General features: G+C 50.3%; 13 protein-coding genes. 9 read left to right on the top strand and 4 right to left on the bottom strand.

Going from position 1 to position 13,277, the window contains the following annotated elements:
- Positions 1-14: 14 nt before the first annotated feature.
- The 3 genes from ACO6V1_RS12440 to ACO6V1_RS12430 all read right to left on the bottom strand — a co-directional run bounded on the left by ACO6V1_RS12440 (position 15) and on the right by ACO6V1_RS12430 (position 1,868).
- The gene (locus tag ACO6V1_RS12440) at positions 15-386 is read right to left on the bottom strand and encodes a hypothetical protein (protein WP_422461494.1); all 372 of its coding nucleotides are present in this window, start codon (positions 384-386) and stop codon (positions 15-17) included.
- Between the two features lie 89 nt (positions 387-475).
- Complete coding sequence (locus ACO6V1_RS12435; protein ID WP_422446913.1) at positions 476-796, bottom strand: DUF2288 domain-containing protein; 321 nt, start codon at positions 794-796, stop codon at positions 476-478.
- A gap of 208 nt (positions 797-1,004) precedes the next feature.
- The gene (locus ACO6V1_RS12430; protein ID WP_422446915.1) at positions 1,005-1,868 is read right to left on the bottom strand and encodes a hypothetical protein; all 864 of its coding nucleotides are present in this window, start codon (positions 1,866-1,868) and stop codon (positions 1,005-1,007) included.
- An 836-nt stretch (positions 1,869-2,704) separates the two neighbouring features.
- On the opposite strand from ACO6V1_RS12430, the gene ACO6V1_RS12425 reads away from it, so the two are divergent.
- Positions 2,705-3,070, top strand: a complete 366-nt coding sequence (locus tag ACO6V1_RS12425) for a nitrous oxide-stimulated promoter family protein (RefSeq protein ID WP_422446917.1) — start codon at positions 2,705-2,707, stop codon at positions 3,068-3,070.
- Positions 3,071-3,457: 387 nt separating this feature from the next.
- Positions 3,458-4,234: a baculoviral IAP repeat-containing protein gene (locus ACO6V1_RS12420; RefSeq protein WP_422461498.1), complete on the top strand. Its 777-nt coding sequence runs from the start codon at positions 3,458-3,460 to the stop codon at positions 4,232-4,234.
- Between the two features lie 172 nt (positions 4,235-4,406).
- On the opposite strand, the gene ACO6V1_RS12415 is transcribed toward ACO6V1_RS12420, so the two are convergent.
- A complete protein-coding gene (locus tag ACO6V1_RS12415; protein ID WP_422446921.1) occupies positions 4,407-5,129 on the bottom strand; it encodes an SDR family oxidoreductase in 723 nt (240 codons plus the stop codon).
- A 428-nt stretch (positions 5,130-5,557) separates the two neighbouring features.
- Between ACO6V1_RS12415 and rsxA the strand changes: the two genes are divergently transcribed.
- From rsxA to ACO6V1_RS12380, 7 genes are all read left to right on the top strand, one after another.
- Positions 5,558-6,142, top strand: coding sequence for an electron transport complex subunit RsxA (gene rsxA, locus ACO6V1_RS12410; RefSeq protein ID WP_020581588.1), 585 nt, complete (start codon positions 5,558-5,560; stop codon positions 6,140-6,142).
- A gap of 71 nt (positions 6,143-6,213) precedes the next feature.
- Positions 6,214-6,804, top strand: coding sequence for an electron transport complex subunit RsxB (gene rsxB, locus ACO6V1_RS12405; RefSeq protein ID WP_163372540.1), 591 nt, complete (start codon positions 6,214-6,216; stop codon positions 6,802-6,804).
- Positions 6,801-9,149: an electron transport complex subunit RsxC gene (rsxC, locus tag ACO6V1_RS12400; RefSeq protein ID WP_422461502.1), complete on the top strand. Its 2,349-nt coding sequence runs from the start codon at positions 6,801-6,803 to the stop codon at positions 9,147-9,149. The genes rsxB and rsxC overlap by 4 nt, the downstream gene beginning before the upstream one ends.
- Before the next feature lie 88 nt (positions 9,150-9,237).
- Entirely contained in the window at positions 9,238-10,314 is a 1,077-nt protein-coding gene (rsxD, locus tag ACO6V1_RS12395; RefSeq protein ID WP_422446926.1) for an electron transport complex subunit RsxD, read from the top strand.
- Between the two features lie 3 nt (positions 10,315-10,317).
- Entirely contained in the window at positions 10,318-11,028 is a 711-nt protein-coding gene (gene rsxG, locus ACO6V1_RS12390) for an electron transport complex subunit RsxG (RefSeq protein WP_422446928.1), read from the top strand.
- Positions 11,018-11,758 (top strand): electron transport complex subunit E, encoded by a 741-nt coding sequence (locus ACO6V1_RS12385; RefSeq protein ID WP_422446930.1) that lies wholly within the window; start codon positions 11,018-11,020, stop codon positions 11,756-11,758. The genes rsxG and ACO6V1_RS12385 overlap by 11 nt, the downstream gene beginning before the upstream one ends.
- Before the next feature lie 117 nt (positions 11,759-11,875).
- The gene (locus ACO6V1_RS12380) at positions 11,876-13,225 is read left to right on the top strand and encodes a hypothetical protein (RefSeq protein ID WP_422446932.1); all 1,350 of its coding nucleotides are present in this window, start codon (positions 11,876-11,878) and stop codon (positions 13,223-13,225) included.
- The last annotated feature ends 52 nt before the right edge of the window (positions 13,226-13,277 follow it).

The raw sequence follows: 13,277 nt of genomic DNA, 5'->3' as shown, positions 1-13,277 counted from the left end.
ACAGATGACTCTTGTTATTTCTCCTCCCCCCAGTTTATCGCTAAAGACATTTCAAAAGAGGGTGGACAACGCAGAGAGATCAGGTTTCGAGAAATAATGATATCCTCAAGACAGCTATTTTTGAGATCAACCAGGGATTTCAGGCAACTGTAAGTAAGAACACAAGCGTTGGTTGCCAGTGTAGCCACTGTTCTGGCCGACAGGTTTCTGCCTTCCTGAAGGCATTGCAGCAGACTTAAACTGGTTCCCATGGTAGCGGAAAGACACATGACACAATGACCTTGCCACTGAACCAGGGGTGAACAGTTAGCCAGACCATAATTGAGATTTACGGCAGCTGTCAGGCCAAGCCCCGCCAAACCAGTTGCTAAATTGCCAATATTCATGGTGTCTCCAATCTCTGCTTCAGTTATCCTCCCTGCTCAGACATTTGAAAATAGTGAAAGGTTCATTATCCCTTATTCCGAAACAGCCCCTAACGTCTTTCCTGCTCTCTTTCCTGCACCAGTACCCAGGGGCGAACCACAACCGCCCACAGATCACGATTATCGGTAACCCAGGACCGGGCCTGCTCATCGCTGACTGCCCCCAGGACACCCTGTTCAACCCAGGCTTCTACCGCTGATTTATTGTCTACCGAGATCTGATAGCCAACATCAATCAGGTCCAGCGAATCATCTACCAGCAGCACAACCCCCTGGGCAAAGTAACGCAGCAGTTCGGACCAGGCTATTAATGAGGTTTCCTGATTTAATTTGGCCTTTTCAAGCAATTCACGGCTAACCGTCTCAGACATCTTTTGCTTCCCATTTAATTGCACAGAGATTGTACAAACCGACAATTTTTTTATAACGGTGGGCGGGAGCATAACAGCACATAACACTAAAGTGAAAACGCTCAAAAGGGCCCTGTTGACGTTTCGTTGCTTACTCGCAACGCGTCAACAAGCCCTGATAAGAGTTGAGCTGACTTTGTCTTTAATGGAGAGAAGCCCCGGTTCTCTTCTATACGGCACCTTGACTGATGCTCAAAGCTGCAAAATCTGCACTATCGGTGATGGTTATCTGTTTGTTTTGCAATTTGAACAACGCCCCGGGAGACCGATCAATACTGGCTTGTTGCCCGCTGTAAAAGTGCCTGGTGAGTTGATCAATGCTGTCACTGTATTCTGAATATGCAAACACCTGTGCAGACCAGCCAGCCTGGAGAATGAATTCTTTTAGTTCATTGAGTGCCTTTTCAGCCCTGATGATAGGGGAACCGATAGCCTTTTGTTGATTCAAATGAGATAACACAATGCTTTTGAACTTCAGGCCGAGTGCTTCACAATTCTTTTTATAGAATTCTGAAAGGTAAACCTCCGGCTCACCTGAGACATTTATTGAAACTTTAATAAACTGCATTGATGAACTCATCCATGATATTGAAGAATCAAGTTCACCAACGAACTTTTCAAGATCTGAATGTTGATCTTCTGCTCCAATTAATAAGAAAACAGAATTTGCCCTGGCAATCTCACAGGGTGCGCCTGACACTATATATCCACCAGTATTACAAGGTGCTGTCTCTTGACTGTTGCCATGCGTGGGTGTGGGCGGGTTAAATTCTAAAATGACAATCGCACTATTTTCTTTATCTGTGGTCCGGAGTTGCTGACCATTTAACTTTTTGTTCAGGTAGGTGGTTGCTGTAGTAAAAAACCGGACATTTTTTCCCTCTATAAACTGCTTTCTGACATTTTTAAGGGTCGGTGAAGACCCCGGGGAACGAGAGGAATCCTCGACATAATCAATATCTATACAGCGCCAGGCAATTTTTTTATCTGATACCCCGCTCTTGGTGATTTGCTGGTGAATCAGCTGCTCCATCAACAATGCTCCAGCCCCCATGGATATAAAAGTTACCCGACTGTCCGGCAGTTTTTGCAGATAGTCGCACACCCATTGAGTCACCTTGTTGATCACCTTTATACGGGATTTTATGCTGTCAATTTCGTCATAAACATTAAAACTCAGGTACCCCAATTTAACACAGGTTAGTGATTCATTGCTTGCCTCCGATACTTCCCGTCGATGGATAAACTCACTGGTATGGATATCTTTATACTCAAGCTTCTTTGCTACCAGGGGGAGGCGCTTGAATAAATCATCAATTTCCTGAAGCTTAACACTGGGCAGGTCGTGATAGATCATTTCTTCAACCATACGATGAATTGCTTCTTTTTTTTCTGACTCTGTTCCACCTGAAGGAATTTTTTTGAGCAGCGAGAGGCAGGCTTCGTTTGTCAGTTTTAATACAGTTCTCAAGGACAAGGGTATTTTTTGATGTTCGATGATATATCGTGAAACAGTCTCCTTTACAGCACTGGGGTTAACAGTAATGTTCTCTGGTAATGACTGACCAGCAGCCTGAGGCTCTGGTGTAGAAGGGGTACTGTGGCAGCTGCTGATAGTGGTTTGCATAATTACTGACTCAAGTGATTATTTTAATGGGCTGAGCAAATTTGTTCAGTACTTGAGTAGTAGAAATAACTTCTTGAGAAAAGTTCAGTTTTGTCACTGGTCAACTGGTATAAACGACACGAATAGGCTGGTTCTCAATGGCTATCAGACTTCGTCAGTGCCATTTTCGAATGGCCTGATTTGGCAATCAAGGCGGATTATGGGAGGATGGCTTCCTCGAAACAGAGAAGGTTACGTTGTTTATGCCCCTCGCTCTCAAAGGCCGCCTGAAAGATCACCCCAGGCTGGCCCGTGAATATTTTACCGTTACCCGCATGATTGAGCTTTACTGCCACCACCACCACCAGCACCCCACCCTGTGCAATGAATGCCTGTCTCTGCTGGCTTTCAGCAAGCGACGGCTTGAACGCTGTATTTATGGCGTCGAAAAACCCACCTGCGCTAACTGCCAAATCCACTGCTATAAACCAGAACAACGCCGACAAATTCGTGAAGTGATGACATGGGCTGGCCCTCGCCTGCTACTTAAACATCCCGTTCTGACCATTCAACACCTTTTTGATCAACGCAGGGCTGCGCCGGTGCCCCCCAACGCCGGGAGCAATTGAATGAGCTGAGGGAACTTTCCTGTAAGAAACTGGTCAGAGAGCTATAAACAAATATACCTCTGGACGGATCTAAATATGGAATGTCATTGGCTTAACCCGAATGTTTTTCGAGCCCCACAGCGTGGATACCTTCTTCTTCTACCTAGAGAGCCCGGGGAAGAGAGACATACACCGGTTCACTTTCGTAACCCCCTGACGGGCAACTCATTTACTGGTCTTCGTTTTGCACCGGTTCCAGGATTACTAGTAACTCACGCGCCTCCCCACACGCCGTTCGAGCCAAGGGATCTGCATACCCGTAAATCACATCATGCACCTTCCGGGCATGTTTATACCCGGCTTCCCCACGAGAACCCCCCAAGCCCTTCTCAACGAAATGATATGCTGATGGCCAAAGCAGCCACATTCAAGGGCTTTGAGAAGAACTTCCCCTATCATACTCCGAGGGAATTGGCTGAAGCGGGATTTTCCTGCAGTGAATATAGTGACTCAGTTTATTGTGATAAATGTGATATGCATGTTGGCAACTGGAAACCTGATGATATCCCATGGATTGAACATACTCGCCTGTCGCCAGACTGCGCGATCGTGAAGTGGGAAATGGGTCAATCATTTATCAAAACGATTAAAGAGTCATTTGATGTGGAAAAACAATTAAAACAGCACTGCGATCAACACACTCCTGTAAAAGAGAATCCTTACAATACGCTTGTAAAATTCAGACTGAGCTGGCCTTACCAACAACTTGAACAGATTTACAATAAAAACCTTAAAGATCTTCCAGAACAAATGCGCAAGGTCGAACAAGCCTTTATTCATTGGCATTATACTGAAAACCTCTCTGGAAATAGCACCTTGCACGCTTCCTGTATTCTAAGCCTGCTTGATCCCCGGAACCATAACAAGCCGGCCATAGCTGAATCCTGTAGAAGATACGAGCAGGAATACAATGAATACCTGGATCAATTAAAAGAATTAAAAGAATTAAAAGAAGTGCAAAAGCTAATTGTTCAGTTGAAAAATGAGCGCATTGCACTCTTTGAACAAGTAAATCAGCAAAGGCAAATAAGAACCAAGGCTGAACAAGAGGGTGAAGATGCAAAGATCGCCCGTAGACTTCAAGAACAGTACAACAATGGACAGTTTCAATTACCTGCCCACTAAGTCAGAAAATATGATTTCATTTGGTTAACTACGTAGTTTCATTTGAGGACTCGAGTTGGCTTGCATGCACTATGAATTCACATGCAAGCCGACTTTCATCGAGACCATTTGCAACATGTTCGCGACAACCCCGGGGTCGTCGAAATCAGGTGCCTGTCAGAGCAGAAATTCTCTACGCCGTTTGTCGGGTAGCCGTCACTACCAGCTCACGGATACAGACATTTTGCGGCTGCTGATACACAAAGGTAATACAACGGGCAATATCCTCTGCCGTAATAACGCCGCCCATGCCGTGCTTCCACTGCTCATAGCCCTCCTTGATGTCACTGGATGTGGTATGGCTCAGCAGCTCAGTTTCTACCGCTCCCGGTGCGATGGTTACCACCCGTACACTGTCGTCAGCCAGCTCTTCTCTCAGGGTTTCAGACAAACCATGCACGGCAAACTTGGTGCCACAATAGGCCATATGATTTGGAAAACTTTTGATACCAGCCACTGAGCTGATATTGAAGATGGTTCCCCCTTTTCTGGCTTTCATCTGATGGGCAACAGCATGGATGCCATTCAAAACACCTTTGATATTCACATCAACCATGTTGTCCCACTCGGCAGGATCCTGTTCATCGACACGCCCCAGCTGCATTAGCCCGGCATTGTTGATAAGACAGTCTGTAGGTCCATAGCGGGACTCGGCCTCTTCGATAACCAGTTTCAGGGCATCACGATCCGTCACATCCACTCGTCGGCAAAGTGCGTCAGTCAGATCCAGGGCCTCCAGGCGCTCGACCCTTCTGGCCAGTAATAACAATGGATGTCCAAGCTGACTCATGGCCCTGGCAACGGCTTCACCAATACCAGAGCTGGCTCCGGTAATAACAACCAATGGTTTATTCATGGCAGGACTCCTGCTGGAGTATATGTAGGGATTTCAGTCCACCGGCTTGTGGTGAACCGGGTGCGGATGTATTTACATGCAGATAACTATGATAGCTGATCTGAAAAGGCTTATTGATGAGAAAACAGCATTCGTTGACTGTTATTCGGTTTTCTTCAGCCCAATTAGAGGCATCACTACATGCATCCTCCCTGTTGTGGCGTTATAATCCCCGCCTCCTGAGCCAGGAGGCTGTTCAATTAAGACTCAATGAGTCTTCCGGAAAAAGCACCCAAACCAGTTACCGGCCTATCGTTATTCGATTTGCATCTTTAAACATGATTTATCTGCTTTTCCCAGAAATATATACTTGACGCCCTCCATCAGGCATTCAATAGCATTTTTGATCGACCGGCTCTAAGAGCCTGGCATTGCGGCAGGAAACCCCAATGAGCGAACTGATACTGATTCTGGTCAGCGCCATACTGGTTAACAACTTTGTACTGGTCCAATTCCTTGGGTTGTGTCCTTTTATGGGCGTGTCCAACAAGCTGGAATCGGCCATGGGTATGTCGATGGCCACCACCTTTGTGCTGACACTGGCCTCTATCTGCAGCTATCTAACGTATAAGTACATCCTATTGCCACTGAATCTGGAGTTTCTGAAAACCATCTCATTCATTCTGGTGATTGCCGTGGTGGTGCAATTCACCGAGATGGTGGTGCGCAAAACCAGCCCGCTGCTGCATAAGGTGCTGGGCGTTTTCCTGCCACTGATCACCACAAACTGTGCGGTACTCGGGGTTGCCCTGCTGAACACCAACCGAATGGACAGCTCCCTGGTAGATTCAGCCACCTACGGCTTTGGTGCGGCGGCCGGTTTTTCCCTGGTACTGGTGCTGTTTTCCGCCATGCGTGAGCGCATCGCCGCAGCGGATGTACCAACGCCATTCAGAGGGGCAGCCATTGGTATGATCAGCGCCGGTCTGATGTCGTTGGCCTTTATGGGTTTTACCGGACTGATCAAACTGTGAGTGCAGGATTTCAAACCATGATGAGAAATGCCAGACGTGATAAAAAGCTGAAGGAGCGGTTGCGTTAGTCCATGGACATTGTTCTTTACGCCATTGGAGCCCTGCTGGCTCTTGCCCTGATTTTCGGGGCGATTCTCGGTTTTGCTGCTATCCGCTTTAAGGTGGAAGGTAACCCGATTGTTGACCAGATTAATGAAATTCTGCCCCAGACCCAGTGTGGCCAGTGCGGTTATCCGGGGTGTCGCCCCTATGCGGAAGCCATTGCCAATGGCGATGCCATCAATAAGTGCCCGCCCGGTGGTCAGGCAACCATCAACACACTGGCGGACCTGCTGGATGTGGAGCCTGAGCCGCTGGATGCGGAACATGGGCAGGAGTCGGTCACCAAAGTTGCCTTTATCCGGGAAGCGGAGTGCATCGGTTGTACCAAGTGCATTCAGGCCTGCCCGGTGGATGCCATCCTGGGTGCCGCCAAACAGATGCATACGGTGATTTCCGATGAGTGTACCGGCTGCGATCTCTGTGTTGAGCCCTGCCCTGTTGACTGTATTGAAATGCGTCCTGTGGATATCACGGTCAGGACCTGGAGCTGGGCGCTGCCCCAGCCGAATCATGGCAAGGCTGGCTTGATTGCCACTGACCTCAGGGGGCAGACCGTATGAACGCAATTGTAAAAAGTCCACACCAGGACATACAGAGCCCTGTGGCCGGGAGCCAGGTGATAGCAAGTTCTGAACGCAAAATCTGGCCACTGACCGGTGGGGTTCACCCGGAAGAAAACAAGCATCAGTCCACCAGCCGCCCTGTCAGTGCTGCGCCTCTGCCTGAAACACTGGTGCTGCCATTGTCGCAACACGCCGGTTTGCCTGCTGATCCGCTGATCCGCGTGGGAGACAAAGTACTCAAAGGCCAGATGATTGCCAAAGCGTCCGGCTTTGTCAGTGCTGCGTTGCATGCGCCCACTTCGGGCACTGTTACCGCCATTGAGAACCGTCCGATTCCCCATGCCTCCGGCTTTTATGATCTGTGCATCATTCTCGAAACCGATGGTCAGGAGCAATGGTGTCAACTGGCACCCGTAGTGGATTATCGTCAACTGTCGTCTGCTGAACTGGTAGAAAAAGTGCGTGATGCCGGCATCAGCGGTATGGGGGGCGCTGGCTTCCCTACAGCCATCAAACTGGCACCCGGCACAGCAATCAATACCCTGATTATCAATGGTACGGAGTGTGAGCCCTATATTACCGCCGACGATATGCTGATGCGGGAAAAGGCCGATGCGGTGATTCAGGGCGCAGAAATCCTCCAATACATGCTCGGTGCCCGGGAGTGCCTGATCGGTATTGAAGACAACAAGCCGGAAGCCATCGCCGCGATGCGCAGGGCGGCGACCGGCAAAAATATAGACATTGTCGTTTTCCCCACCATCTACCCTTCCGGTGGTGAAAAACAGCTGATCCAGATTCTTACCGGTCAGGAGGTGCCTTCCGGAAAACTGCCTGCGGATCTGGGCATGGTGGTTCAGAACGTGGGAACAGCCGTTGCCGTCAAAGATGCCATTGTGGACGGCAAACCGCTGATCTCTCGTATCACCACCCTCACCGGTGATGCCCTGGCAGCGCCACAAAATGTCGACGTATTGATCGGTACACTGGCTCAGGACCTGCTGCAATATGCGGCGCTCAAAACGTCCGAATTATCAACGCTGGTGTTTGGCGGCCCCATGATGGGCTTCACTGTTGATCGCATGGATATCCCGGTGATCAAAACCTCAAACTGCCTGATTGCCGCGACGGAGGATGAATTTCCGGCAGCACCGGATGCCCAGGCCTGTATCCGTTGCGGGCACTGTGCCGAAGCGTGTCCGTCGTCATTGCTGCCCCAGCAGCTTTACTGGCACGCCAGGGCTGAGAACCATGAGCAGCTTATGCACCACAATCTCTTTGACTGTATCGAGTGCGGTGCCTGCGCCTTTGTCTGCCCGTCGTCTATTCCGCTGGTTCAGTATTACCGGGCATCCAAAGGCGCTATCCGCACCCAGGAAGCCAAACACACCAAGTCGGAGCGCTCGAAACAGCGCTATGAAGATCGCCTGGCCAGACTGGAGCAGGAAAAAGCCGAGAAAGAGGCCAAACGAAAAGCCAATGCCGAACGGGCAGCAAAACTGAAGGCGGCCAAAACAGCGGAACAAACCGGAAGTGACGCCAAAGCCGAAGAAGACCCGATCCAGGCCGCTATCGCCCGGGCCAAGGCACGAAAAGCAGCGGCGGCTACCGGGAACTCCGAGCCCACGTCAGCCAGGCAAGCGCCTGACAGACCGCTCTCTGCCAAACAGAAAGAGCTGAAAGTTCAGCTGTCCATGGCCAAAGCTCAGGCCAAAAAGACAGAGAGAGCGCTGGCTACCGCAGAAGCTTCTGCTGAGCTTAAAGGCGACAGGGGAGATATTGAACAACTGAAGTCTAATCTGGCGATGCTGAATGAGCAGGTGAGTAAACTTCAGCAGGCGTTTGATGAAAACAGTCAGGATTCTGCCAGCAAAGACAGTCCAGAGAAGCCCGCTAAAGCAGCCAAACCGGCACTCTCAGACAATGAGAAGAAACGCAAGGTTGAACTGGCCATGGCCAAAGCGGCCTTGAAAAAAGCAGAGCGCGCACTGGCAGCCGCGGTTGAGAGCAACAACGAGAACACCGAGTCGTTCAAGCAGGCCGTCGAAGCGTGCCAGGCCAACATCAAGCGCCTCGAAGCTGAAGCTTCAGAGCCTCCGACAGAAACGGCAATAACCCCTTCTGCGGATGCCAAACCAACAGCAACAAAGGCCAAAGCGCCGTTAACTGATGAAGCAAAAAAGCTGAAAATCGAGTCGGCCATGGCCAACGCTGCGGTGAAAAAACTTCAGCGAGCGATCGCCAGTGCCGGTGAAGATGAGCAGGATACGCTGAAACACCAGCTGGTGGCAGCGGAACAAAAGGCGGCTGAGCTGAAACAGGCTCTGGAGAGTCTCTCGTGACTTACAGCTACAGCCACCTTGTTCCCACGCTCTGCGTGGGAGGAAGCCCGGGAAGCATGATAAAGACACAACAGAGCGGAATCGTTGAATGGCCTTGATTAATAGCAGATCGTCCATCAGCCAGCGGGGAAGAGAGACCTCACCCCATGCGCTGGGACAAAACAGCACTCAGCGGGTCATGAGTCTGGTGATCATGGCTACCATCCCCGGTCTGATGGCACAAACGGTCTTTTTTGGCTGGGGCACACTGATCAATGTTATCTGGTGTTCCCTGGTTGCGATGGGCTGCGAAGCGGCCGTGGTATCAATGCGCCAACGGTCCGTGAGCTTCTACCTGAGTGATTGCAGCGCCCTGTTGACCGGTGTACTGCTGGGGCTGGCATTGCCGCCCTTTGCCCCCTGGTGGCTATCACTGGTCGCTGTCTCCTTCGGTATGGTCATTGGCAAACATCTCTATGGTGGCCTGGGTCAGAACCCCTTTAACCCGGCCATGCTGGGCTATGTTGTGGTACTGATTTCGTTTCCCCAGGAAATGACCACCTGGCTGCCACCACTGGGGCTGGAAGGTCATAACAACAGCCTGACCGATGCCCTGTTCACTATTTTCCCCCTGGGCCAGAGTGTTGATGCCATCAGTATGGCCACCCCACTGGATGTGTTGCGCGAAAACAAAAGCCAGACCATCAATGAACTTTGGGAAGCCAACCCGGTATTTGATGGCATGGCTGGTCGTGGCTGGATGTGGGTTAACCTGGCTTATCTGGCCAGCGGCGTCTTTCTGATCTGGCGCAAAGTATTTACCTGGCACGGCCCTGTGGGGATGCTCGCCGCCATTGCCATTATGGCGACCCTGTTCTGGAGTGGTAACGGGTCAGACAGTCATGGTTCCCCGCTGTTTCACCTGTTCAGTGGTGCCACCATGCTGGGTGCTTTTTTTATCATTACGGATCCGGTCAGTGGTGCAACCAGCAACCGTGGACGTCTGATTTTTGGTGCGGGTGTTGGCGTTATGGTCTACGTCATCCGTGCCTGGGGTGGATACCCGGATGGTGTCGCCTTTGCCACGCTGCTGATGAATATGGCGGCCCCCACCATCGACTATTACACTCAGCCACGCACTTATGGCCACCACAAGGCCAATAAAGGCCTGCCAAAGAAGGACTGAATCATGAGTGACGGCCAGATTCCTTTAAAAGACACCACCGGCAGCAAGGCTCCCGGCGGGAACGGTCTGCTGCAAAGCATTTTTCGCAATAGCCTGGGCCTTGGCCTGTTTGCCGTATTTACCGTAGGCCTGATTTCCGTGACCTGGATCATGACTCAGGAACAAATAGAGACACAGGTTCGAGCCTATGAAGCCAAAGCATTGATGGAGATTCTACCGGCCGATACTCACGACAATGTGCTGGTAGATTCCAAAATTGTTCTGGAACCATCCCCCCTGCTTTCCAGCCAGGATCAACGTGACGCCTATGTTGCCCTGAGTGATGGGGCGGTCTCTGCCGTTATTTTGCCGGTCACCGCACCTGACGGGTATAGCGGGCGAATTGAGCTTTTGGTGGGCATCAACCGCAATGGTACGCTGGCAGGCGTCAGGGCCATCACCCACAAAGAGACACCCGGGCTTGGCGACAAGATCAACAGCAATGTCACCGATTGGATTCTCGGGTTTGCCGGCAAATCCCTGGGCAACCCCTTTAGCGAAGGCTGGGGAGTGAAAAAAGACGGTGGTGAGTTTGACCAGTTTACCGGTGCCACAATAACGCCAAGAGCGGTTGTTGCCGCGGTGTACCGCGCACTGCAATACTTTGAGGCAAACCGCAAGCGATTGCTGGACCCACTCGCCGGTGTCCGCGAGGAGATTCAATATGACAAATGACACTGTGGCGAACAAGAGCACTGCTGGCAGCCAGGCCGCAAAGATTGCCCTGGACGGTCTCTGGAAAAACAATCCGGCACTGGTCCAGCTGTTGGGCCTGTGCCCTCTGCTGGGGGTTTCCAGCAGTGTCGTCAATGCGCTTGGTCTGGGCATAGCCACCATGCTGGTGGTGATGGGCTCCAACGTTGCCGTCTCCCTGATACGACACCAGGTAACCGATGCCATTCGCCTGCCCGTATTTGTGATGATTATTGCTTCTTTCACCACCTGTATCGAACTGCTGATGCAGGCTTATACCTACGAACTCTATCGGATACTGGGTATTTTTATTCCGTTGATTGTCACCAACTGCATCATCCTGGGCCGGGCCGATGCCTTTGCCTCCCGAAACCCGGTGCTGCCTGCCGCTTTTGATGGCTTGATGATGGGTACGGGCTTTGCTGTGATTCTGGTATTGCTGGGGGCACTGCGGGAGCTGATTGGCCAGGGCACGCTGTTCTCCGGCATGGACCTGCTGCTGGGCTCCATTGCCGCTGACTGGACCATTACGGTGATTGCCAACTATAAACAGTTCCTGTTTGCCATTCTTCCCCCGGGTGCCTTTGTCTTTATGGGCTTTTTGATTGCCATTAAAAATATTATTGATCGTCGCCTGGAAGAAAGAAGGAAAAGCCTGCAACCAGTAACTGCAAAAGTAAGCAAACGGGTCAGGGTTACCGGTAATGTTTGAATATTCTTAACGCCGACACAGGAACTTATTCTCTGATTTCCTGTCTATTGAATCAGAATTGGTAAACCTTTTTTGATTTGCCAGACAGGCCCCCATTAAACCAGAGGAAATTCTGTAATGTTATCTGTTCAATCGACTCCCCCGCCCTTGCAATCAACACCAACAGGCAATGAAAAAGCGGTTAAAGACGTGGAGGTGAGCAGATCAACTCAGCCTGTTGAACTGACACAACTCCAGAAATGCATCCTGGACAACCAGCGCTTTATCCTCGATACAGTAAATCTGGTTAAAGTTATGAACAAAGTCTTTGGAAAAAAGGAACCAGACGCCTCGCTACGAATGCCAGACAATTTCGATGCACTGCCGGAGCCAAAAAAGTACGAAAGTCTGATTAAGCTTGTCAGGCAACTTGACGTCTATTTCCACCAAAGCCCTATTCTCAGGGAAGAGCAGGGAAAAATAGTGGAGCGCTGGAATGCCATAGAGCAAACTGAAGTCATTGAAAACCTGAGTGACGCTGCCAAAAATGAGCTACGGTCAGCACTTAAGCCCTTAAGGACTGCTGACTCAGAGCCCCTTGAGTTTACTGATCAATCAGTTCTTCTTTTTCCGGGAGCGGCTATCCCTAGAATGCACCTTCGTCCTAATTTCGCTATTGCACAAAACAGTGACAATAAACTGCCCGGACTGCTGCTCTGTAACGGTTCTTCAAGGACTTTGGGCGACGTCGACGAGCTTCAGGATGTTGCTAGCAATGATCGTCTGTATAAGCGCATGGGTGAGCTGGTTAAAGAGTTTAAAACTACCCTGGGATCCACTGCCACAGAAACTCACGCCCAAATGGCTCTTATGGACATGCTCCGTATGGCTGACCAGAAAAGCGATCAGAAAAGTGAGGAGATAAGCGAGGAGATAAGTGAGGAGAAAAGCGACCAGAAAAGTCAGCAGACATGCTTTCTGAACAAACAAACCATCTATGTAACTTATACCGGAAAAGTTCAATTCTTTCAGCAATCTCTCCAGGAAGATGGCAAATACACGCTCAACCTCAATGAGAAAAATATCATCACTGGCAGAGCAAACACCGAAGGAACGATAGTGTCTGCCTTAAATGCCCTGGAACTACTGCCTGGAGCCACTCCCGGAGACATCGTTCTGGTCAGCAACCAGCCCCATATACGTGCCCAGCAAATTGCCACAGAACGCGTGGTTGCCAATAGAGGGTACAACAATGACTACTCTCCAATAACCATCCGTGCCTGTGGTGACGAGTGTTCGCTGACAAGCTCTAAAGATTTGTTCCTTGCCATCGACTCAACCAGAAAGGCAATCCAGTTGTTAAATCCGGAATATCATGTGACAACTAATTGGGTTAAAGCCCCGGAATGGAAGCTGTTTGAATCCAGGAAAGCCGGTGAATGGCAGCTCTATAAGCCTGAGCTACCGCCACTGGAACTGTTGGTTTAGGCTTTCTTCGCAGGGTGGCTTGCTGATGTTATGCCAACCTGCGAACGTCCCT

Source organism: Endozoicomonas sp. ALC013 (genome assembly GCF_049310205.1).
Lineage (GTDB): Bacteria > Pseudomonadota > Gammaproteobacteria > Pseudomonadales > Endozoicomonadaceae > Endozoicomonas.
This window is presented reverse-complemented; position numbering and strand designations above follow the sequence as displayed.